Consider the following 21,780-nt stretch of genomic DNA (forward strand, 5'->3'; position numbering starts at 1 on the left):
ACCTATGGATGTCCTGATCGGGCAGCTGGCAACGGGATTGAGCCTCGGCTCGATCCTGTTGCTGGCCGCGCTGGGGCTGTCGCTGACGTTCGGCCAGATGGGCGTCATCAACATGGCGCACGGTGAGTTCATCATGGCCGGCTGCTACACCGCCTACGTGGTGCAGCAGATCGTGTCGAGCGCCGGTGCGTCGCTGTTGATCTCGCTGGGCGTCGGATTTGTGATCGGCGGCGCGATGGGCGCCCTTCTGGAGACCACGCTCATCCGCCGCATGTATCACCGCCCGCTGGATACACTGCTGGTCACCTTCGGTGTCGGGTTGATCCTTCAGCAGGTCGCCCGCGACGTCTTCGGAGCCCCCGCAGTCAATGTGGTGGCGCCGGCGTGGCTGTCGGGCGGGGTGGAGATGTTCGGGGCGGTCGTGCCCAAGACGCGGATCTTCATCCTGGTGCTGGCCGTGGTCTGCGTGGCTGCGCTGGCCACCGCCCTCAAGGTCAGCCCGATGGGACGGCGGATACGGGCCGTCGTGCAGAACCGCGACCTCGCCGAAACCAGTGGGATCTCGTCCCGCAAGACCGACATCACAACGTTTTTCATCGGGTCGGGCTTGGCCGCGGTGGCCGGTGTCGCGTTGACGCTGATCGGTTCGACCAGCCCGACCATCGGGCAGAGCTATCTGATCGACGCTTTTCTGGTGGTCGTGGTCGGTGGACTCGGCCAGATCAAGGGCACGGTGATCGCGGCGTTCGCGTTGGGCTTTTTGAACTCGTTCATCGAATACAACACCACCGCATCACTGGCGAAGGTGATCGTGTTCGTGATCATCGTGATCTTCCTGCAGGCACGGCCGCAGGGCCTGTTCACCGTCCGGACAAGGAGTCTCGCGTGAGAACCTTCGTTGGCCGCTGGCAGACCTGGGCCGGTTTCGCGGTGGCCGCGGTGCTGCTGTTCGCCGTGGCGCCCGCGGTGCTGTCGGACTTCCGGCTCAGCCTGCTGGCCAAGTTCCTGTGCTTCGCGATCGTCGCGGTCGGCATCGGGCTGGCCTGGGGCCGCGGCGGCATGCTCGTGTTGGGTCAGGGCGTGTTCTTCGGGCTCGGCGGCTACATGATGGGCATGCATCTGAAGATCGCCGACGCGCAGTTGCGCGGCGACGATGTGCCCGACTTCATGCAGATCGCCGGAGTACGCGAATTGCCCGGTTACTGGCAGCCATTCGCCTCCCCCGCCTTTACCTTGGCGGCGATCGTGCTGGTGCCGACGGCGATCGCGGCCGCACTGGGGCTCGGTGTGTTCAAACGCCGCGTCAAGGGCGCCTACTTCGCGATCCTGTCCCAGGCGCTGGCCGCCGCGCTGGCGATCCTGCTCGTCGGGCAGACCAGTCTGGGTGGTAGCAACGGGCTCAACAGGTTTCGCACGTTCTTCGGGTTCACTCTCAACGACCCGGCCAACCGGCGAATGCTGTACTTCATCGCCGCCGGTGTGCTTTTGGCCGTCGTCGCGGTGGTCCGCCAACTCATGCAGAGCCGGTACGGCGAGCTGCTGGTGGCGGTCCGCGACGGTGAGGAGCGTGTCCGATTCCTCGGATACGACCCGGCGAACATCAAGGTGGTCGCCTACACCGTGGCGGCATTGTTCGCCAGCATCGCCGGTGCGCTGTTCGCACCGATCGTCGGGTTCATCGCGCCGTCGCAGGTGGGCATCCTGCCCTCGATCGCGTTCCTGATCGGCGTGGCGATCGGTGGGCGCACCACGCTGCTGGGGCCGGTACTCGGCGCGATCGGGGTGGCGTGGGCGCAAACCCTGTTCTCCGAACGCTTCCCGTCCGAGTGGACCTACGCGCAGGGTCTGCTGTTCATCGTCGTCGTCGGATTCTTCCCGGCGGGGCTGGCCGGGCTCGGTGTGCTGTTCAAACGGCGCCGGATCCGCCGGCGCAGCAAGCCCGTCGAACCCGAACCCCAACCGCAGACCGATCCCGACACCGAGAAGGTGGGCGCAGCCACATGACCCTTCAAGCGGAGCCGATTGCGGGCGGCAACGTCGGTATGGGCACCGAGTACCTCGAAGTACGTGGTCTCACAGTCGATTTCGACGGTTTCAAAGCGGTCAGCGATGTCGATCTGACCCTCTTCCAGGGTGACCTCAGATTTCTGATCGGCCCGAACGGTGCGGGCAAGACGACGGTCATCGACGCGATCACCGGCTTGGTGAACGCCGCCGGGTCGGTCAACAAGTCCGGCGTCGAACTGCTGGGCAAGAAGGTGCATCAGATCGCCCGACTCGGGGTGGGGCGCACGTTCCAGACGGCCACCGTGTTCGAGCAGCTGACCGTGTTGCAGAACCTCGACATCGCCGCGGGTGCGGGACGGTCGGCGTGGACGCTGTTGCGCCGTCGCAAGGGTGTGCTGCCCGCGATCGAAGAGGCGCTCGACATCATCGGGTTGACTGAATTGGCCGACAAGCCGGCCGGGGTGCTGGCCCACGGGCAGAAGCAGTGGCTGGAGATCGGCATGCTTCTGGTGCAGAACGCCGACGTGCTGCTGCTCGACGAACCCGTTGCCGGCATGAGCCACGAGGAACGCGAGGAGACCGGAAAACTGTTGCGCCGCATCGGTGCCCAGCGCACCGTCGTCGTCGTCGAACACGATATGGACTTCATGCGCGCGTTCGCCACGTCGGTGAGCGTCCTGGCCCGCGGGCAGGTGATCGCGGAGGGCACTGTCGCCGAGGTGCAGGCCAACCCCAAGGTGCAAGAGGTCTACCTCGGCACCGCGGCGGCCGGGACCGCCGATGTGCCCGCCGAACTCATCGAGGAGTCGTAGATGCTGTCACTGGTCGACGTGCGTTGCGGTTACGGTCGTTCCGAGGTCATCCATGGGGTCAGCGTGGATGTGCCCTCCGACGGGGTCGCCGCGGTGATGGGCCACAACGGCGCGGGTAAGACCACGCTGCTGCGCGCCGCCGTTGGGTTGCTGAAATGCAGTGCCGGCAAGGTGCTCTTCGACGGTGACGACATCAGCCGGCTGCGGCCGAGCGCACGCGTCGCCCGCGGACTGGCCTACGTCCCTCAGGGCCAGCAGTCGTTCGGCCAGCTGACGACGATGGAGAATCTGCAGGTCGTCGCGGACGGACGCAAGAACGGCAAGCGGCTCATCGACGAACAACTCGACCTGTTTCCCGCATTGCGGGAGTTGTTGACCCGGCGCGCCGGTCTGCTCTCTGGCGGTCAGCGCCAGCAGTTGGCGATCGCCCGCGCGCTCATCACCACGCCGAAGTGCCTGATCCTCGACGAGCCGACCGAGGGTATCCAGCCGTCGGTGGTCGCCGAGATCGAGGCCGCGATCACGTCGCTGACCCGGCGGGGTGACCTGGGTGTGCTGCTGGTCGAACAGCACATCGGTTTCGCGCTGGAGTCCTCGCAGCACTACTACGTACTCGAGTCCGGCCGCGTCACCTCCGACGGTGCGGGCGGTTCGGCCTCCGAAGCCGACGTCCGCGCCGCCATGGCCATCTAGTGCTCTCCCTTTGTTGCGCGAGCGAGCGGGTCTGCAGACGACACGCCGCAGATTTCCGACAGTTTGCGCACGCTCGCGGGCGCCGAAGTGGCACAGTGCACCCGTGAACACAGCTTCGGAGCCACAGGTACTGGCCGACACCGGCGGTCTTGTCGTCACCGACGACGGCCGTCGGGTGCTGGTCGTGGACCGCGGGACAGGAGCGCTGACGGTGCTGGCGTTCGTGCTCGGCGTCCTGACGCTCGTCGTGGCCGGGTTCGGGCTGGTCGCACTGATCGGCGGAGTCCCGTCGCGGGCGCTGGGCGCCGCCTTCCTGGCCGTCGGCGTGGCGCTGGCGGTGGCCACATTCTTGGTCGTCCGCAAAATCCGCCGGTACCGCAGCCGACCGCTGCACGAGTGCCGGCCCGCCGCGGTGCTGGATCGCAAACTCGAACTGTTCAGCTACCGCGGCGGCGCCCTGGTGCAGCTGGATCAGGTGCGTTTCGCGCGTAAGTTTCAAATCGGTTCCAGCTCACCGAAACTCGTTGCGGTCACCCCCGGCGGCACGAAGACGCTCAAGCGCGGCAACCCGTTCGACGGTGGGGTCGGGCACATCGACGAACTCCTCAACTCGGTCGCTCGCGGCTCTGCGTGAGCACACCGCTCGAGCCGATCCCGCTGGCGGATCAGGGCGCGGTAGTGGTGGCCGAACGGGGGCCCGAGGTCCTGCTCATCGACCGCGGACGGGCGCCGACTGAGGTGACGGTGCTGTTGTTGACGATGTCGGCGTTGATCTTCGGCGGCTTCGGCGCCGTGTCGATCTTCTACGCCTTCGCGTATTCGATGGTGTGGCCCTCGGCGGTGATCGGCGCGGGGCTGCTTGTCATCGGCATTGCGGCCTTCAGGGCGATGATTCGCGGGGGCGCGGCACTTCGACACATGCGGATGACACCGCTGAGCGCATATCCCCCGGTGGCCGTCTTCGACCGCCGACACCAGACCTACCGCGACGGCGCCGGTGAGATCGTGGCCCCGCTGAACCAGGTGCGGTTCGAGCGGCGGTCGCGATTGCTGACGTCGAGTCTGGTCGCGGTCACCCCGTCGTCGACGCGAACACTGATGCGGGGCAACATGTTCAGTGGTGGCATCGGGATGCTCGAACGGGTGCTCACCGCCGCCGTGCACCGCGTTTGAGCACGCTCGCCGGCCCGCGAGCGTGCGCAAACCGTCGAAATTTCGCGGTGTGTCGTCGACAGACACGCACCGTCGCGCAACAGGGGCTCGCGCAACAAGGATGCGCGCGCAACAGGGGCCAGCGCTCGCGCAACAAATCAGGCGCGGTTGAGGCGGGCCAGCACTTCGGTCAACACGTCATCCACCGGCACATCCGTCTGCTGCCCGGTCGCCAGGTTCTTCACTCCGATCGTGCCCGCTTCGATGTCGCGGTCACCGGCCACCAGCGCCAGTGCCGCACCCGAACGGTCCGCGGCGCGCATCGCGCCCTTGATGCCGCGGTCGCCGTAGGCAAGGTCGACGCGCACACCCGCCGCCCGCAGTCGCGCGCCCAGCACCGACAGCGTCACCTTGGCCTGCTCCCCCAACGGAACACCGAACACATCAACGCGCGCTGTCCCGCCGACGGTCTTGCCCTCGGCCTTCAACGCCAGCAACGTGCGATCGACTCCCAGCCCAAATCCGATGCCGGACAGGTCTTTTCCGCCGAGCTGCGCCATCAGGCCGTCGTAGCGTCCGCCGCCACCGATACCTGATTGGGCGCCGAGCCCGTCGTGGACGAACTCGAACGTCGTCTTGGTGTAGTAGTCCAGCCCGCGCACCATGCGCGGGTTGATGACGTACGGCACGGCCAACGCGTCCAGGTGCGCCAGCACGGTGTCGAAGTGCTGTTTGGCGACATCCGACAGGTGGTCGAGCATCACCGGCGCATCGGCGGTCATCTCACGCATCTTCGGGCGCTTGTCGTCGAGCACCCGCAGCGGGTTGATCTCGGCGCGCCGCCGCGTCTCGTCGTCGAGGTCGAGCTTGAACAGGAAGTCCTGCAACAGTTCCCGGTACTGGGGACGGCATGTCTCGTCACCCAGCGAGGTGATCTCGAGGCGGAAACCGTCGAGCCCCAGCGATCGGAAGCCCGCATCGGCGATCGCGATCACCTCGGCGTCCAGTGCCGGGTCGTCGACGCCGATGGCCTCCACCCCGACCTGCTGCAGCTGACGATAGCGGCCGGCTTGCGGACGTTCGTACCGGAAGAAGGGCCCCGAATAGCACAGCTTCACCGGAAGCGGCCCGCGGTCCAGGCCGTGCTCGATGACGGCGCGCATCACCCCCGCGGTGCCCTCGGGCCGCAGCGTGACCGAGCGGTCGCCGCGGTCGGAGAACGTGTACATCTCCTTGGACACCACATCGGTCGACTCGCCGACCCCACGCGCGAACAGCGCGGTGTCCTCGAAGATCGGCAGTTCGACGTCGCCGTACCCGGCGCGCCGTGCGGTGTCGAGCAGACCGTCGCGCACACCGACGAACTGCGCCGAGTCGGGTGGCAGGTAGTCCGGTACGCCCTTGGGCGCCTGAAATTCACTCACTGGAGCTCACTAGGTCAAGCCTTCGAGAAACGGGTTGGTGCGGCGTTCGACGCCGATCGTGGACTTCGGGCCGTGCCCCGGTAGTACCACGGTGTCGTCGTCGAGCACCAACAGTTTGTTGACGATCGAGCCGAGCAGGTCCCGCCCGCTGCCGCCCGGCAGGTCCGTGCGGCCCACCGACTGCCGGAACAGGGTATCGCCCGTGAACGCGACCGCACCCGGCCCCGACCCGAAGCCCTCCTCGACGCGGAACACCACCGACCCGCGGGTGTGTCCGGGTGTGTGGTCGACGGTGACCGTCACACCGCCCAACTCCACCTTGTCGCCGTCCTTGTCCAGTTCGACGACCTGCCTGGGCTCGCGGAACAACACGCCGAACGCCGAGCTGGCCAGCCCCCCGACGAAGCCGCGCCCGAAGTCCTTGATCGGATCGGTCAGCATGAAGCGGTCCTCAGGATGGATGTAGGCCGGGCAGCCGTACATGTCGGCCACCTTCTGCGCCGACCAGATGTGGTCGATGTGGCCGTGCGTCAACAGCACCGCCGCAGGTGTCAGGCGGTTTTCGTCCAGGATCCGGCGCAACGGCCCCATCGCCCGCTGGCCGGGGTCGACGACGATGGCGTCGGCCCCGGCCCGCGGGGCCAGCACGTAGCAGTTGCATGCCAGCATGCCGGCGGCAAACCCGGTGATGAACACGACGTCCAGTTTCCCACCACGCGATGGTGTGGGTCGCGGCGCCACACTCAGCAATGCCTGGCACACTCGTCTCCGATCGACCGACAAAGAGGAGGACATCAGCGGTGCCGACCAACGAACAGCGGCGGGCGACGGCGAAGCGCAAGCTCGAGCGGCAGTTGGAGCGTCGCGCGGAGAAGGCACGCAAGCGGCGCCTGTACACGATCATCGGCTCGGTCGCGGGCGCGATCATCGTGATCGCCGCGGTGGTCGCGGTCGTCGTCACCACCCGTGACTCCGAGAGCCAGACCGCAGCCGCCACCGAGACCTCCCCCACCTCGGCCGCGCCGTCGGCGCCCGGCTCGCTGCCCGCGTTCGCGGCTCCGGCCGGACTCGGCGAGAACTGCCAGTACCCGGCGTCCGCGGAGCAGGCCAGCAAGCAGGTGAATCCGCCCCGCGCCGGAAAGGTGCCCACCGAGCCCGCCGAGATCAGCGCCAGCATGTCCACTGACCAGGGCAACCTCGGCCTGTTGCTCGACAACGGCAAGGCGCCGTGCACCGTGAACAGCTTCGCCAGCCTCGCCCAGCAGGGCTACTTCGACAACACCCCCTGCCACAGGTTGACCACCGCCGAACAGCTCAAGGTGCTGCAGTGCGGCGACCCGACCGGCAAGGGCACCGGCGGGCCGGGCTACTCGTTCGCCAACGAGTACCCGACCAACCAGTTCCAGCCCGACGACCCCAAACTCCAGGAGCCGGTCACCTATCCGCGCGGCACCCTGGCCATGGCCAACGCCGGCCCGAACACCAACGGCAGCCAGTTCTTCCTCGTGTACCAGGACTCCAAGCTGCCGCCGAACTACACGGTGTTCGGCCGCGTCGACGACACCGGGCTGGCCACGTTGGACAAGATCGCGCAGGGCGGGGTCGACGGCGGCGGTCAGGACGGCGCGCCGGCCACCCCGGTCACCGTGAAGTCCATCCTGTTGGACTGACGCCGTGACCGCGCCTCCGCCCTACGGCGGTCCCCCGCCGCCGTACGGCTATCCGGCGCAGCAGTACTCCTACCCGCCGCCCAGACGGCCGTCACTCGCGGGGCCGTACCTCGTGTTGTCGCTGCTGGCCGTGCTCATCATGGCGTATGCCGCGGTAGCGATTCTGACGCGGGCGGAATGGATGGGTACCGGCCCACGGGCCGGCACGCAGGTCACATTCAGCGTGCACGCGCTGGACGGATCAGCGCCTTCCCCCGAGGCGCTGTCCCAGACGCGCGACATGGTCGCCGCGCGAGCGCAGGAGATGGGATTACCGAATGCGCGGGTGACCTCCGACGGCGACGCTTTGACCGTCACCGCCCCCGGCGACGCCGACGCGGTACGTGCCGTGGGCCGGATCGGACGGATGTACATCCGTCCGGTGATCTACGCGATCCCGGCAGAGCCCAGTACCGCGACCCCCGCGACCCCCGCGGTGCCGCGGCCGCCCGACCCCGGGCTGGCGCAGCGCATCGCCAACGAGCGACAGTTGCGACAAAGCACCGACGAGCAGATCCAACTGTTGGCTTTACAGTTCCAGGCGACTCGTTGCACGGACGATGACGATCTGGTCGGCCATGACGACCCGAATTTGCCCCTCATCACCTGCTCGCAGGACAACGACGAGGTGTATCTGCTCGACAAGGCGATCATCAACAGTGAGCAGATCGTGGACGCCACCGCTGACCTGGACGTAAAGCGGGGCGAGTATGTCGTTGACCTTCAGTTCGACGGCGACGGCAGCGAGGTGTGGGCCGACTTCACCGCCGCAAACACCGGTGCCCAAGCCGCGTTCGTATTGGACACGAAGGTGATCAGCGCACCCGAGATCGGCGAACCCATCCCGGGCGGGCGCACCCAGATCACCGGTCAGTTCACGGCCGGCAACGCCCGTGCGCTGGCGAGCCTCTTGAACCACGACGCCCTGCCTGTTTCGCTGAAGTTCGAGTCATCAAAGCCGGAAACGATTCCTGGGCAACCGGGTTCGACACCGCTACGCATCGGACTGCTTGCCGGTGGGGTCGTGCTGTCGACTGCTCTCGTCGGCGCCGTCGTGTATGTGGTGCGCCGCCGCACGGCCTCGGGAGCAGTTCGATGACCACGTCGCCGCAACCACCGCCTTACGGCGGATACTCGCTGGGCTATCCGCCGTATCCGCCGCCCAGGCAGACCAATTCCCTGGCCGTCGCGGCGCTGGTGTGCGCGTTCGTGTTCGCGCCGCTGGGCATCGTGTTCGGGCACGTGTCGCTGTCGCAGATCAAGAAGACCGGCGAAGAGGGCCGCGGGATCGCGATCGCGGGCCTGGTCATCGGATACCTGGTGACGATCCTGACGGTGCTGATCGTCGTCGTCAGCGTCCTCGTCCTCGCGGCGGTGGGCCGCGACCTCGAGAGCTTCGACGGTGTGATTCCCGACGACACCGCGACCGGAGGCTTGGCCGTCGACGAGCTCCCGAAGTTCAACCCGCCCGCGACGCTGGGCGCGAACTGCCAGTACCCGCGTACGCCTGGCCCGTCGAGCAAGCCGGCCACGCCGCCCCGCAGCGGCCGCGTGCCGACCGATCCCGCACTCGTCAGCGCCAGCGTCACCACCAATCAGGGCAACATCGGCCTGCAGCTGGACAACGCCAAGGCCCCGTGCACGGTCAACAACTTCGCCAGCCTCGCCCAGCAGGGCTTTTTCGACGACACCCCCTGCCACCGGCTGACGACGGACGTGCATCTCGGGGTGTTGCAGTGCGGCGACCCCACTGGCACCGGTATCGGCGGACCCGGGTATCAGTTCCCGAACGAGTACCCGACCAACCAGTACCGGTTGAGCGATCCGGCGCTGCGGTCGCCGGTCCGCTATCCGCGCGGGACGCTGGCGATGGCCAATGCAGGAGTCGGCACCAACGGCAGCCAGTTCTTCCTCGTCTACGAGGATTCACAGCTTCCGCCGACGTACACGGTGTTCGGCACGATCGACCAGACCGGTCTGGCGACGCTGGACAAGATCGCCGCCGAAGGAGTCGCCGACGGCAGCGAGGATGGCGAGCCCGTCGCCGACGTCGTCGTCGAGTCGATCCGACTGGATTAGGCGGCTACTCGGTCGGGGCGGTCTCGATGTAGAACTCGACGTCCTCGTCCTCGACCTTGGTCACCCGCATGTTCGCGGTGTACTCCTCGCCCTCGGGTCCAGTGAACTTGCATTCGAACTTCGCGCCCTCTTTGGCCTCGACGCCCTCGGGGCACTTCACGTCGGTGGGTTTGAACCCGGTCTGCTCGGAGACGAGGTCGACGACGGCCTGTGCAGCCCCTTCCGGTTTGATCGTCGATCCGCAACCGGCGACGGCTACTCCCAGAGAGACGAGCAAGACGATTACCGCGGGCCGCATCGTCGCAGTATCCCAGAACCGGCAAAAATTGACGCGCTTCGGCGAAATTTGCGGGCTACGCCGCTTCTGCCCGATTGCGACTCACGCCGCTTCTGCCCGATTGCGGCTCACGCCGCGGACGTGACCCGGTAGACGTCGTACACACCCTCCACATTGCGCACGACGTTGAGCACATGGCCCAGATGCTTGGGGTCGCCCATCTCGAAGGTGAACCGACTGATGGCCACCCGGTCGTTGGACGTCGTCACCGATGCGGACAGGATGTTGACCTTCTCGTCGGCCAACACCCGCGTGACATCCGACAGCAACCGGTGCCGGTCGAGCGCCTCGACCTGAATGGCGACCAGGAACACCGACGACGGCGACGGCGCCCACTTCACGTCGATGATCCGTTCCGACTGCTGCTGCAGCGACCCGGCGTTCGTGCAGTCGGTGCGGTGCACGCTGACCCCGCCGCCGCGGGTGACAAAACCCATGATGTTGTCGCCGGGCACCGGCGTGCAGCACTTGGCGAGCTTGGTCAGCACACCGGGAGCACCCGGCACGGCCACCCCGACGTCGTCGCTGGTGCGTTGGCGCACCGGCATCGTCGCTGGCGTCGAACGTTCGGCCAGCTCGTCGGAGGCCTCCTCGTCGCCACCGACCTGGGCGACCAGCCGCTGCACCACATGGCGCGCGGAGACATGCCCCTCGCCCACCGCGGTGTAGAGCGCCGAGACGTCGACGTACCGCAGTTCGCGGGCCAGCGCCCCCATCGACTCGGCGTTCATCAAGCGCTGCAACGGAAGCCCGCCGCGCCGAACCTCGCGGGCGATGGCGTCCTTACCGGCTTCGAGCGCCTCCTCGCGGCGTTCCTTGGCGAACCACTGCCGGATCTTGGCCTTCGCGCGCGGCGAGACCACGAAGGTCTGCCAGTCGCGCGACGGTCCGGCGTTGGGCGCCTTGGACGTGAAAACCTCGACCACTTCCCCGTTTTCAAGCTTGCGCTCCAACGCGACGAGGCGACCGTTCACCCGAGCACCGATACAGCGGTGACCGACCTCGGTGTGCACCGCGTAGGCGAAGTCGACCGGCGTCGAGCCGGTCGGCAGCGTGATGACATCACCCTTGGGGGTGAAGACGAAGATCTCCTGCACCGCAAGGTCGTAGCGCAGCGATTCCAGGAACTCGCCGGGGTCGGCGGCCTCCCGCTGCCAGTCCAGGAGCTGTCGCATCCAGGCCATGTCGTCGATCTCGGCCGACGAGTGCTGGTTCGGAACGGCGTTGCGGCCCTTGGTTTCCTTGTAGCGCCAGTGCGCAGCGATACCGAGTTCGGCCGTCTTGTGCATGTCGTGGGTGCGGATCTGCACTTCCAGCGGCTTGCCCTCGGGCCCGACGACGGTGGTGTGCAGCGACTGATACACGCCGTAGCGCGGCTGGGCGATGTAATCCTTGAACCGTCCCGCCATCGGCTGCCACAGCGAATGGACCACGCCCAAAGCCGCGTAGCAGTCCCGGATCTCGTCGCAGAGGATGCGCACGCCGACGAGGTCGTGAATGTCGTCGAAGTCGCGGCCCTTGACGATCATCTTCTGATAGATCGACCAGTAGTGCTTGGGGCGGCCCTCGACGACGGCGGTGATCTTCGACGCGTTGAGCGTCGCGGTGATCTCGGCGCGCACCTTGGCCAGGTAGGTGTCGCGCGACGGCGCACGGTCGGCGACCAGCCGCACGATCTCCTCGTACTTCTTGGGATGCAGAATCGCGAAGGCGAGGTCTTCGAGTTCCCACTTGACCGTTGCCATACCCAACCGATGTGCAAGTGGGGCAATGACTTCCAGCGTCTCGCGCGCCTTGCGTTGCTGCTTTTCGGGCGGCAGGAAACGCATCGTGCGCATGTTGTGCAGTCGGTCGGCGACCTTGATCACCAGCACGCGCGCGTCCCGCGCCATCGCGATGATCATCTTGCGGATGGTCTCGCCCTCCGCGGCGGTGCCCAGCGCGACCTTGTCCAGCTTGGTGACGCCGTCGACCAGATGGCCGACCTCGGTGCCGAACTCCTCGGTCAACGCTTCCAGGGTGTAACCCGTGTCCTCGACGGTGTCGTGCAGCAGCGCCGCGATCAGCGTGGTGGTGTCCATGCCGAGCTCGGCCAGAATGTTGGCCACCGCCAACGGATGGGTGATGTAGGGATCACCCGAGCGGCGCAGCTGATCGGCGTGCCGCCGCTCGGCCACCTCGTAGGCCCGCTGCAGCAACTGCAGATTGGCCTTCGGATAGATCTCCTTGTGGACGGCGACCAGCGGCTCCAGCACCGGGTTGATCGCGCTGCGCTGCGACGTCATCCGGCGCGCCAACCGGGCCCGCACGCGGCGTGACGCGCTCGCGGAGGGCTTCGGCATCTCCAGCGGCTGCGTCTCGGGGATCTGGTCGCCGGGCGGCGCTGACTGCACGGCCTGGCCCGTGCCGGGTTCCTCAGCCATGGTCACCTCCCGGTCTGGTCGTTCACGCCGAAGCGCTCATCCGTGTCTCGACAGCGGCGTCGCACGCGCGCCTTCGAGGATATCCCTCAGACCCGGTATAGCGACGTGACCGGCAACGGATCGAGCGCTTCGCGGCCGCCCAGCGCGGTCAACTCGAGCAGCACCGCGGCGCCTGGTACCGAGGCGCCGGCGTTCTGCAGCAGCTTGACCGCCGCGGCCGCGGTGCCGCCGGTGGCCAGCACATCGTCGATGATGAGCACCTTGCGGCCGCCCAGGTCGACCCCGTCGGCCGGAATCTCCAGCGTGGCCGTGCCGTATTCGAGCGCATAGGTCTCGCTGAACACCGGCGGCGGCAGCTTGCCGCCCTTGCGGATCGCCAACACACCCGTCCCCAGCCGCAACGCGACCGCCGCGCCGAGCAGAAAGCCGCGGGCGTCGATGCCCGCCACCAGGTCCGCGCCGCGGGCGACATCGGCGAGCGCATCGGTGACCGCGGCCAGCCCACGCGCGTCGGCCAGCAAAGGGGTGAGGTCCTTGAACGCGACGCCCGGTTCCGGGAAGTCGGGCACCTCGCGCATCATCCTCGCGATCAGGGTCGAGATGTCTTCTCCGCCTGAACTCACCGGTCCAACACCCAACGGTCCATGTTCCAGCCCGCGCCCCATCGCGTCGGATTACTGCTCACAGCGAACATCTTCTTCGAAGTCAGCACCGTGCGCTGCTGGCGGTACAGCGGCAACGTCGGCATGTCGGCCCACAGCACGGGGCCGCCCTCGCCGAGCAGCCGGGCCATCTCCTTGGGGTCGTTGGTGATCGCGATCGCCGAGATGACCCGATCGACCTGCGGATTGGAGTAGCGCGGCAGGTTGTTGCCGTTTCCGGTGTGGAACTGATAGGCGTCCATCGCCGACGAGCCGGTCGACCCGCTCCCCGCGGCGCCGCCCGTGCTGGCGATCAGTACGTCGATCTTGTTGTCGCGCAAGGACAGTGGGCCCACGGCGTCGCCCGCGGCGTCTTCGACGGTGATGCCGGCCGGCGCACACGCCTTGGCGATGGCGCCGACGGTCGCCGCCAACCGCGCGTTCGGGCTTTGGTACCCCATGCGCACGGTCAGGGGGCGCGCGTTGAGCGCGGCCCGGGCGGCGTCGGGGTTGGCGGCGACGAACTGTCCGGGCTCAAGACCGGCCTCAGCCCCGCTGTAAGCGTCCTCGGACGCGGGATTGAGCCGCGAATTGGCGATCGGCTGCTCGGCGTTGCGCGCGATCACGTCGCGCGGCGTGCACAGGGCCAGCGCGCGGCGAGCCGGCGGAGCCGCCAACGGCCCCTGCGGCGCGAATATCAGCTGTTGGATGCCGGCCGACGGGGCATCCGTGCGCACGTAGTCATCGGGCATGTTCAGCGTGCCCGACGATCCGGTGGCGATGTCGACGACGTCGTAGGCGCCCTGATTGACGCGCTCCTGAATGTCGGCGCCGCGCGGCCACACGGTGACCTTCTTGGTGACCGGCTCGGCGCCCCACCACTTGTCGTTGGCGACCAGCTCCACGGCCCCGTCCTCGGTCACCGATTCCAGCTTGTAGGGCCCCGACGAGGGGAACCGCTTCAGGTCCAGATCAGGCTTGAGGTCCCAGCCGGTGTTCCAGACCGCGGCGATGCGCTCCACCGCGGCACCGTCGTTGTCGAGAATGGCCCGAGTGACTCCGCCGTCGCCGAGACCCAATTGGTCGGCGATGACGTGCGACGGCATCATCGACGTGGCGGAGAACAGCTGCCCGAAGTCGACGAAACCACGATCAGGGGCGAACGACACCCGCGCCTTCTTCTGCCCCGGCGTGCAGTCCACCGTCGCGATATCGCTGTAGCCCGCGCGGCTGGCCGCGTCGAAGTCCGGGAACCGGCCGGACTGCGACGCCCACGCCAACACGACGTCGTCGCAGGTGATCGGTTTGCCGTCGGAGTACACCGCGTTCGCGTTGACCTCGTAGTCGAGGACCAGCGGTTGTCTACCGACGACCGAGATGGTCCCGAAGTCGTGATCGCCGACGATCTGGCCGTCGGGTCCGTGGTAGTTGAAGCCGGTCAGCACCCGAGCGAACGCCTGCGGGCCTGCCGAAGCGGCGCCGGCGACGGTGTTGGTGTTATAGGTGATCAGCGTGCCGTCGACGGCGTAGTCGATGCTGTCGGCAGGGCTGCGCGTGCACGCCGACGCCAACGACGCCGCGAGCACCAGTGCCGCCGCCAGAGCACCGCAACGCCGGATCGGGCTCACTGCCCTCGCGGGCTGTGTGCCCGCCCGCTTGCCGGCGCTCATCCCCTACCGCCGCCGCGTGTCGCGCTTACCCGACGGACGTCCGGTCCGGCTGCTGCTCGGTCGCACCGGACGCGCCCCCGGCGCGGGTTTGTCCGGCGGCGGCGTAGTCCTCGTCGCGGCCTCGGCACGCGCGGGCGCGGCGGCCCCGACGGTCTCCGGCTCGGCGGCGTCTTCGTCAGCTCCCTCCGCCTGGGAGGCCCTGGCCGACGCGTTCTTGCGACGGTTCATCACCCGGCGGGTGTGGTTACGCACGAGGTCGGTGCGCTCGCGCAGCGTCACCAGCAGCGGGGTCGCGAAGAAGATCGACGAGTAGGTACCGACGATGACGCCGACCAACTGCACCAGCGCCAGGTCCATCAGCGTGCCCACACCCAGCAGCCACACCGCCACGACCATCAGCGCCACGATCGGCAACACGGAGATGAGGCTGGTGTTGATGGACCGCATGAAGGTCTGGTTGACGGCGAGGTTGGCGTGTTCGGCGAAGGTGCGTCTCGTGGTGTGCTCGAAGCCGTGGGTGTTCTCCTCGACCTTGTCGAACACGATGACGGTGTCATAGAGCGAGAAGCCGAGAATCGTGAGCAGGCCGATCACCGTGGCCGGGGTGACCTCGAAGCCGACGAGTGAGTAGACGCCGGCGGTCACCACGAGGTCGAACACCAGCGTCGCCATCGCCGCGATCGACATGTAGCGCTCATAACGCAGCATGATGTAGATGGTCGCCAGCACCAGGAACACCACCAGCGCGATGAGCGCCTTCTGCGTGATCTGCCCGCCCCACGTCTCCGACACCGCGGAATCGCTGATGGCCTGCTTACTGGGCTGCCCGTCCGCCCCCTTGGGCTTGAACGCGTCGAACAGCGCGGTGCGCAGCTCCTCGGTCTCCTCGTTGGTCAGCGTCTCAGACCGGATCTGCACGGTGGCCGATCCGCCGCTGCCGACCACGACCACCGACTCCGGGCTCTTACCCAGCGTCTGGCTGAAGACGTCCTCGACCTGCTGGGTGGTCACGGTGCCCGATTCGGTCGCGGTCGGCATCGACACCTTGGTGCCGCCCTCGAAGTCGATGCCGAAGGTGAAGCCGCGCAGCAGCATGCTGGCCAGGCACACCAGGACGATCGCACCGCTGACCGCGTACCACAGCTTGCGCTTGCCGATGACCTCGAAGGCCCCGGTGCCGGTGTAGAGGCGGACGAAGAAGCCGTGGCGAGGCGTGGCGGACTCGAGGTCCGGCGCCTCCACGGCGGTGCTCTGCGGTTCGTCCGATGACTGTTTGGGCGCCATATGTCAGTCCCGTCCCGTCGCGTGCGCGGCCGCTCGTCGCTCCCTGGCGATCTGTTGCACCGCACCGAGTCCGTTCAACGAAGGCTTGGCCAGTGTCGGCGACTTCGACGCCAGATACACCAGCGGCCACGTCACCAGGAACACCACGACCACGTCGAGGATCGTGGTCAGACCCAGGGTGAACGCGAAGCCCTTGACCTGTCCGACCGCGAGGACGTAGAGCACCGCCGCGGCGAGCAGCGTCACCGCGTTGCCGGACACGATCGTCTTGCGGGCCCTCGCCCAACCGCGGGGCACCGCCGAGCGGAACGAACGCCCTTCGCGGATCTCGTCTTTGATGCGTTCGAAGAACACCACGAACGAGTCGGCCGTCATACCGATACCGATGATCAGACCGGCGATACCGGCCAGGTCCAGCGTGTAGCCGATCCACCTGCCGAGAAGCACCAGAATCGCGTAAACCATTGCACCGGAAGCGATCAGCGACAGCGCGGTCAACACGCCCAGCATCCGGTAGTAGAGCAACGAATACGCCAACACCAACGCCAGGCCGACCGCGCCGGCGATCAGGCCCGCGCGCAGAGACGACAGACCCAATGTGGCGGAGACGGTTTCAGCCTCCGACGACTCGAAGGACAACGGCAGCGAACCGTATTTCAGCACGTTGGCCAACTCGCGGGCCGACTGCTGGGTGAACTGGCCGCTGATCTGTGTGCGTCCGCCCGGGATCGGTTCCCGGATCTCGGGTGCGCTCATCACTTTCGTGTCGAGCACGAACGCGGTCTGCGTCCCGACGTTGGCGGCGGTGAAATCCGCCCACGTCTTCGCGCCATCGCCCTTGAACTGGAGGTCGACGACGTACTCACCGCGCTGCTGGTCGAGACCGGAGGTGGCGTCCTGGATCTGCTCTCCGTTGATGATCGACTTGTCCAGCAGGTACACCTCCCTGCCGTCGGCCGAGCAGGTGATCAGCGGAAGGTTCGGGTCGTCGTTACCCGCGAGAACGTCGTCCTCGTGGCAGCGGGTGGCTTGGAACTGCAATGCCAGGATCTGAACCTGCTGATCGGTGCTCTGCCGCAACTGCTTCTCGTCGGCGATGCGCTGCGCCAGCGGAATGTCCTCGGGTGACGTGGGAGTGGTCGTCGGTTCGGGAGCATCCGGCGCGGGTGTCGGCTCGGGGCTGCCCGGTGTCGGGGGCGGCTCCGGTGCGGGCTGCGCGGGTGGCTCCTGAGGGTAGGGGCGCGGCTGCGGAGCCGGTGGAGCGGCCGGATCGGCCGGCGGCTGATCACCGGCGGGAGGCTGTTGGCCGGCGGGAGGCTGCTCACCGGGGGGCGCTTCGGTTCCCGGCATACCCGGGATCAAGCCCGGCATCCCGGGAATCGGACCGCCCGGAGGTGCGCCTGCCGGCCCCTCCATCGGCGGCTGCTCGCCCGGCACCTCGGCGGGCATCACGTGCACGACCGGGCGGATGTACAGGCGTGCCGTCTGGCCGAGGTTGCGGGCGTCACTGCTCTCGCTGCCGGGAACGGTGATGACGAGGTTGTTGCCGTCGATGATCACCTCGGAGCCCGACACGCCGAGACCGTTGACTCGGTCGTTGATGATCTGCTGCGCCTGGCCCAACGCCTCGCGGGTGGGAGGCGACCCGTCGGGTGTGCGGGCGGTGAGAGTGACGCGGGTACCGCCCTGCAGATCAATGCCGAGTTTGGGTTCGGGCTTCTTGTCTCCGGTCAGAAAGACCAGGCAGTAGGCGCCGACGAGCAACACCAAAAAGAGCGAGAGGTAGCGGGCAGGGTGCACCGGCGTCGAAGACGATGCCACGTTTTGTCAGGTCTCCTCGGAATCGGTTCGTCAGCACCGCAGAGACTACGGGCTCGGGCTGTGAAGATCGCCCGCGGACTCAGCCGTCGGTCTTGGTGTTGGGGCTTTCGGTGAGCTCGGTCGCGGTCGACTCGGGCTCGTCGTCCTCGAACTCGTCGTCGTCGGTGATGCGGTCGCGCACCGCCAGCTTCATCCAGGTGGTGACGACACCGGGCGCGATCTCCAGTTCGACCTCATCGTCGGTGATGCCCTTGATGGTCCCGACCAGACCGGACGTGGTGTGCACGCGGTCATCGATCTGGAGCGATTCGTGCAGGTCGATGGTGGCCTGCATGGCTTTCTTCTGTCGGCGGGACGCGAAGAACATGAATGCGCCCAGCACGATGAGCAGGGGAAGGAAGACAACCAAATCCATGGCGACAGAGTCTTTCGTTAGGTCATATGGTCACGGCGCAGCGCCGGTTCAGGCGCGCGCCCATAAGTGACCAGTGTGCCATTGCGGGCTTCCGCGGCGACCAGCCCACCGCGATGAGACCCCGCATTGCCCGGGCCGCAAGCCAGCCGGGGCGCCCCGAGACATCCGGACTCAACGAATTCCGTCGCGTTTCCGCCGTGTGGCCGCGGATCACCCTGCACCCGCCCGCGGATATCAACCGGATCGGTGCTGTCTTGGTTAGGCTCTTGCTCGATGAGCACCGTCGAAGAGAGCCGGTAGTTGTCTCGCGGACCCTCGTCGATGTGCTGCGCTCCCGTCCGCCCCTGACGACCAGCGACTTGCTGGCCGAAGACCGTGAGCCGACGTGCTCCAAACCCGGTACCGAAGAGAGGATCGAATGACCAGCGACTTCAAGGTCCAGAACTTCATCGGCGGCGAGAACGTCGACTCGGTCAGCGGTGCCACCATGCCGCTGGTCGAACCGTCGACCGGTGAGCGGTACGGCACCGCACCGATCTCCAACGAGGCCGACATCGACAACGCGTACGCCGCCGCGTCGAAGGCGTTCGCCGACTGGAAGCGCACCACGCCGTCGGTGCGGCAGAAGGCGCTGCTCGACTTCGCCGACGACGTCGAGGCAAGTGCCCAGGCGCTCGTCGAGGCCGAGGGACGCAACACCGGTAAGCCCAACCACGTCACGATGGCCGAAGAGATTCCCCCGATGGTGGACCAGATCCGCTTCTTCGCAGGTGCCGCGCGAATGTTGGAGGGCAAGTCGGCCGGCGAGTACATGGAGAACCACACCTCGTGGATCCGCCGCGAACCGGTCGGGGTCATCGGGCAGGTGGCCCCCTGGAACTACCCGATGATGATGGCGATCTGGAAGTTCGTGCCCGCTGTTGCGGCGGGCAACACCGTCGTCGTCAAGCCCAGCGACACGACCCCGGTGACGACGGTGATGCTGGCCCAGATCGCCGCCAGGCACTTTCCGCCCGGAGTGCTGAATGTCGTTTGCGGAGACCGGGAAACCGGCGCCGCCGTCGTGGCGCACCCGACTCCGCAGATGGTGTCGATCACCGGTTCGGTCGCCGCGGGCCGCGCGGTGGCGGTCAGCGCGGGCGGACACCTCAAGCGCACACACCTGGAGTTGGGCGGCAAGGCGCCGGTGATCGTGTTCGACGACAGCGACATCGCATCGGCCGCCGAAGGTATCGCGACGGCGGGCTATTTCAACGCCGGACAGGACTGCACAGCGGCAACGCGCGTGCTCGCGACGGCGCGGGTGGCCTCGGACCTGACCGAGGCGCTGGCCGAGCAGGCGCGCGCCGCGACGACGACGTACGGCAGGTCCGCCGACGACGAGGACGCGTGGGTGCCGCCGGTCAACAACTCCACTCAGTTGGAGCGGGTGCTCGGGTTTCTGGGAGACGTGCCGTCACACGCCTCGGTCGCGGTCGGCGGAGGACGCCAGGGAGACAAGGGTTTCTACGTCGAACCGACGGTGATCGGCGGCCTGCGGCAGGACGACAGGCTGGTCCAGCAGGAGATCTTCGGCCCGGTCATCACGGTGCAGTCGTTCTCCGACGAGGATGAGGCGATCGCGTGGGCCAACGGCACCGAATACGGATTGGCGTCGTCGGTGTGGACGCGCGATGTGTCGCGCGCACTACGGGTTTCGGCTGCCCTCGATTTCGGCTGCGTGTGGATCAACACGCATATCCCTCTGGTGGCCGAGATGCCGCACGGCGGGTTCAAGTCGTCGGGCCACGGTAAGGACCTGTCGATGTACGGATTCGAGGATTACACCCGCATCAAGCACGTCATGGCCTACACGGGCTGACGTTCCGCGCGATTTGTGGAGCGTCAGCGGCGCTGACCGCCGGTGCGGCTCCACGAATCGCCAATGGGTCAGAAGACCCTGACGCCGATCAGCGTGGAGACGAAGCGGTAGATGTCGTCGACGGTCAGTTCGATGCCTTCCACCTCGACGTCGATCAAGTTGGACAACAGGTCGTCGGTTGGTTTCCAGCAACGCTCGGCGATCTTGACGTCGATGTACTGGTACAGCGCCTCTTCGTCGTGAGGCGTCGTCGGGCCGCCGGCCAACCGCGCGAACAGCGGCCAGTCCTCCTGGGGGAAGCCGAACGCCTCACACACCGCGGTAGCCGAATTCTGGCGCGCGACAATGGAATCGGTGATACCAGGCCTGTCGGACATGGTTGGCCTCCTGACAAGATTGACGTCAATATCGAACGCCGTTGACCGGGTTCAACCGAGAGGCGCACGTCGAATGGATTACATAGCCAGGCTAGCTTCGACTGCTGATGCAGGCAGTCGTACGAGTCACACGGACGCGGTGAAACTCGTCGCATGAGCCGACATTTGGGATCTACGTCACCCGCACTGCCCGTGACACGCAAAGCGCCCCACAACCTGTGTGGGGCGCTTTGTGGTTGGGCTGATGCTTACCGGTGTGCGAGCCGACCGCCGCGATGGCCGCGAGAGCGGAACCTGTCGAGCAAGCCGCGGCGACGCGGTTTTGCGGCCTCGGCCGTGGGTCCGATGACCTCGGTCCGCTGCTCCGCCATCGCCGGCTGCCCGGCGGTGTGTGGAGTGTGGCCGGGGGCTGGAGCGGGTTCGGCCGCAGCAACCGGCGCGGCGGTGGCCGACGCGGGTTCGTCGGTGTCGGTGTGCGCGGTCGCCGGGCGATCGGCCCACTCGACGTCGCGCACGCTGCGCACCGAAATGCGTCCCAGCGCCGCCGCGCCCAGGAACACGATCAGCGCGCCCAGGCCGTAGAAGTACGTCAGCTCCAGTGCGATGCGCTTGCCCTCGGTGGCGGCGACGGGCATACCCGCGTCACCCATCCCCAACGGGCCCGCCATCGCGCGGCCGATGATGAACCAGACGCCACCCGCCACGGCGAGCCACCCGCCGAGCGATGCGGTCGCACGGTTCCGTGACATCAGCAGGAGCAGGCCGCCCAGCACCGTCACCACGCCCGGTAGTACCTCCAGCCAACCCCGGCCGGTCGTCCACGTCCACGCCTGGTCGGGTCTGTACGCGAAGTTGAACAGGGGCCCGATGAAGGGAGCCAGGGCGCCCCACGCGCCCAGCAGGATCAACAGGAATCCACTCGTGGCGCCGCGACTGCGCGGCATTCGCATACGCCCACCTCGGGGGTGTACTCGCGTGTCGGTCATGATGCCTCCTTGGTCGTGAGGCGTGATTACCCGCGCTGACGCCTCCGTAACCGGCGTTAGCGGAAAAGCACTGCTGGCGCTCACAGCAG

21 protein-coding genes are annotated in these 21,780 nt (G+C 67.3%); 10 read left to right on the forward strand and 11 right to left on the reverse strand.

The features are described 5' to 3' along the window. Positions 1 to 4 precede the first annotated feature (4 nt). From urtB to AU072_RS28700, 6 genes are all read left to right on the forward strand, one after another. On the forward strand, positions 5 to 889 hold the full coding sequence (gene urtB, locus AU072_RS22230) for an urea ABC transporter permease subunit UrtB (protein WP_064415774.1): 885 nt from the start codon (positions 5 to 7) through the stop codon (positions 887 to 889). Then, positions 886 to 2,004, forward strand: coding sequence for an urea ABC transporter permease subunit UrtC (gene urtC, locus AU072_RS22235; protein ID WP_064415775.1), 1,119 nt, complete (start codon positions 886 to 888; stop codon positions 2,002 to 2,004). Before urtB ends, urtC begins: the two co-directional genes overlap by 4 nt. Continuing rightward, positions 2,001 to 2,819, forward strand: a complete 819-nt coding sequence (gene urtD, locus AU072_RS22240) for an urea ABC transporter ATP-binding protein UrtD (RefSeq protein ID WP_064415776.1) — start codon at positions 2,001 to 2,003, stop codon at positions 2,817 to 2,819. Before urtC ends, urtD begins: the two co-directional genes overlap by 4 nt. Further along, positions 2,820 to 3,512: an urea ABC transporter ATP-binding subunit UrtE gene (gene urtE, locus AU072_RS22245; RefSeq protein ID WP_064415777.1), complete on the forward strand. Its 693-nt coding sequence runs from the start codon at positions 2,820 to 2,822 to the stop codon at positions 3,510 to 3,512. 103 nt (positions 3,513 to 3,615) lie between these two features. After that, complete coding sequence (locus tag AU072_RS28430; RefSeq protein WP_174523683.1) at positions 3,616 to 4,146, forward strand: hypothetical protein; 531 nt, start codon at positions 3,616 to 3,618, stop codon at positions 4,144 to 4,146. After that, on the forward strand, positions 4,143 to 4,685 hold the full coding sequence (locus AU072_RS28700; protein WP_064415778.1) for a hypothetical protein: 543 nt from the start codon (positions 4,143 to 4,145) through the stop codon (positions 4,683 to 4,685). Before AU072_RS28430 ends, AU072_RS28700 begins: the two co-directional genes overlap by 4 nt. A 137-nt stretch (positions 4,686 to 4,822) precedes the next feature. Here the strand turns inward: AU072_RS28700 and hisS are convergent, their stop codons facing one another. Next, entirely contained in the window at positions 4,823 to 6,088 is a 1,266-nt protein-coding gene (gene hisS, locus AU072_RS22260) for a histidine--tRNA ligase (RefSeq protein WP_064415779.1), read from the reverse strand. Between the two features lie 9 nt (positions 6,089 to 6,097). Beyond that, positions 6,098 to 6,784 (reverse strand): MBL fold metallo-hydrolase, encoded by a 687-nt coding sequence (locus AU072_RS22265; protein ID WP_064415914.1) that lies wholly within the window; start codon positions 6,782 to 6,784, stop codon positions 6,098 to 6,100. A 104-nt stretch (positions 6,785 to 6,888) separates the two neighbouring features. On the opposite strand from AU072_RS22265, the gene AU072_RS22270 reads away from it, so the two are divergent. Genes AU072_RS22270 through AU072_RS22280 form a run of 3 tightly spaced genes read left to right on the forward strand, consistent with a single transcriptional unit; the run spans position 6,889 to position 9,876 of the window. Beyond that, positions 6,889 to 7,758 carry a peptidylprolyl isomerase gene (locus tag AU072_RS22270; RefSeq protein WP_064415780.1) on the forward strand — a complete coding sequence of 290 codons (870 nt, stop codon included), beginning with the start codon at positions 6,889 to 6,891 and terminating at the stop codon, positions 7,756 to 7,758. A 4-nt stretch (positions 7,759 to 7,762) separates the two neighbouring features. After that, positions 7,763 to 8,896: a SecDF P1 head subdomain-containing protein gene (locus tag AU072_RS22275; RefSeq protein ID WP_064415781.1), complete on the forward strand. Its 1,134-nt coding sequence runs from the start codon at positions 7,763 to 7,765 to the stop codon at positions 8,894 to 8,896. After that, entirely contained in the window at positions 8,893 to 9,876 is a 984-nt protein-coding gene (locus AU072_RS22280; protein ID WP_064415782.1) for a peptidylprolyl isomerase, read from the forward strand. The genes AU072_RS22275 and AU072_RS22280 overlap by 4 nt, the downstream gene beginning before the upstream one ends. 4 nt (positions 9,877 to 9,880) lie before the next feature. On the opposite strand, the gene AU072_RS22285 is transcribed toward AU072_RS22280, so the two are convergent. The 7 genes from AU072_RS22285 to yajC all read right to left on the reverse strand — a co-directional run bounded on the left by AU072_RS22285 (position 9,881) and on the right by yajC (position 18,467). Then, positions 9,881 to 10,174 (reverse strand): DUF4333 domain-containing protein, encoded by a 294-nt coding sequence (locus AU072_RS22285; protein ID WP_064415783.1) that lies wholly within the window; start codon positions 10,172 to 10,174, stop codon positions 9,881 to 9,883. Between the two features lie 107 nt (positions 10,175 to 10,281). Further along, a complete protein-coding gene (locus AU072_RS22290; protein WP_064415784.1) occupies positions 10,282 to 12,636 on the reverse strand; it encodes a RelA/SpoT family protein in 2,355 nt (784 codons plus the stop codon). A gap of 86 nt (positions 12,637 to 12,722) precedes the next feature. Next, entirely contained in the window at positions 12,723 to 13,301 is a 579-nt protein-coding gene (locus AU072_RS22295; RefSeq protein WP_064415785.1) for an adenine phosphoribosyltransferase, read from the reverse strand. Continuing rightward, entirely contained in the window at positions 13,256 to 14,947 is a 1,692-nt protein-coding gene (locus tag AU072_RS22300; protein ID WP_082680640.1) for an ABC transporter substrate-binding protein, read from the reverse strand. Before AU072_RS22300 ends, AU072_RS22295 begins: the two co-directional genes overlap by 46 nt. A gap of 3 nt (positions 14,948 to 14,950) precedes the next feature. Beyond that, positions 14,951 to 16,231, reverse strand: coding sequence for a protein translocase subunit SecF (secF, locus tag AU072_RS22305; protein ID WP_064415786.1), 1,281 nt, complete (start codon positions 16,229 to 16,231; stop codon positions 14,951 to 14,953). 3 nt (positions 16,232 to 16,234) lie between these two features. Continuing rightward, positions 16,235 to 18,052, reverse strand: coding sequence for a protein translocase subunit SecD (secD, locus tag AU072_RS22310; protein ID WP_064415787.1), 1,818 nt, complete (start codon positions 18,050 to 18,052; stop codon positions 16,235 to 16,237). A gap of 79 nt (positions 18,053 to 18,131) precedes the next feature. Continuing rightward, a complete protein-coding gene (gene yajC / locus AU072_RS22315) occupies positions 18,132 to 18,467 on the reverse strand; it encodes a preprotein translocase subunit YajC (RefSeq protein ID WP_064415788.1) in 336 nt (111 codons plus the stop codon). 418 nt (positions 18,468 to 18,885) lie between these two features. Between yajC and AU072_RS22325 the strand changes: the two genes are divergently transcribed. After that, a complete protein-coding gene (locus AU072_RS22325; protein ID WP_064415790.1) occupies positions 18,886 to 20,328 on the forward strand; it encodes a gamma-aminobutyraldehyde dehydrogenase in 1,443 nt (480 codons plus the stop codon). A gap of 68 nt (positions 20,329 to 20,396) precedes the next feature. Here AU072_RS22325 and AU072_RS22330 read toward each other — a convergent pair whose 3' ends face one another. Beyond that, positions 20,397 to 20,705: a cytochrome P450 family protein gene (locus AU072_RS22330; protein WP_064415791.1), complete on the reverse strand. Its 309-nt coding sequence runs from the start codon at positions 20,703 to 20,705 to the stop codon at positions 20,397 to 20,399. 248 nt (positions 20,706 to 20,953) lie between these two features. Then, entirely contained in the window at positions 20,954 to 21,691 is a 738-nt protein-coding gene (locus AU072_RS22335) for a hypothetical protein (protein ID WP_064415792.1), read from the reverse strand. Positions 21,692 to 21,780: the final 89 nt, after the last annotated feature.

Source organism: Mycolicibacterium novocastrense (assembly GCF_001499835.1).
GTDB classification, from domain to species: Bacteria; Actinomycetota; Actinomycetes; order Mycobacteriales; family Mycobacteriaceae; genus Mycobacterium; species Mycobacterium novocastrense.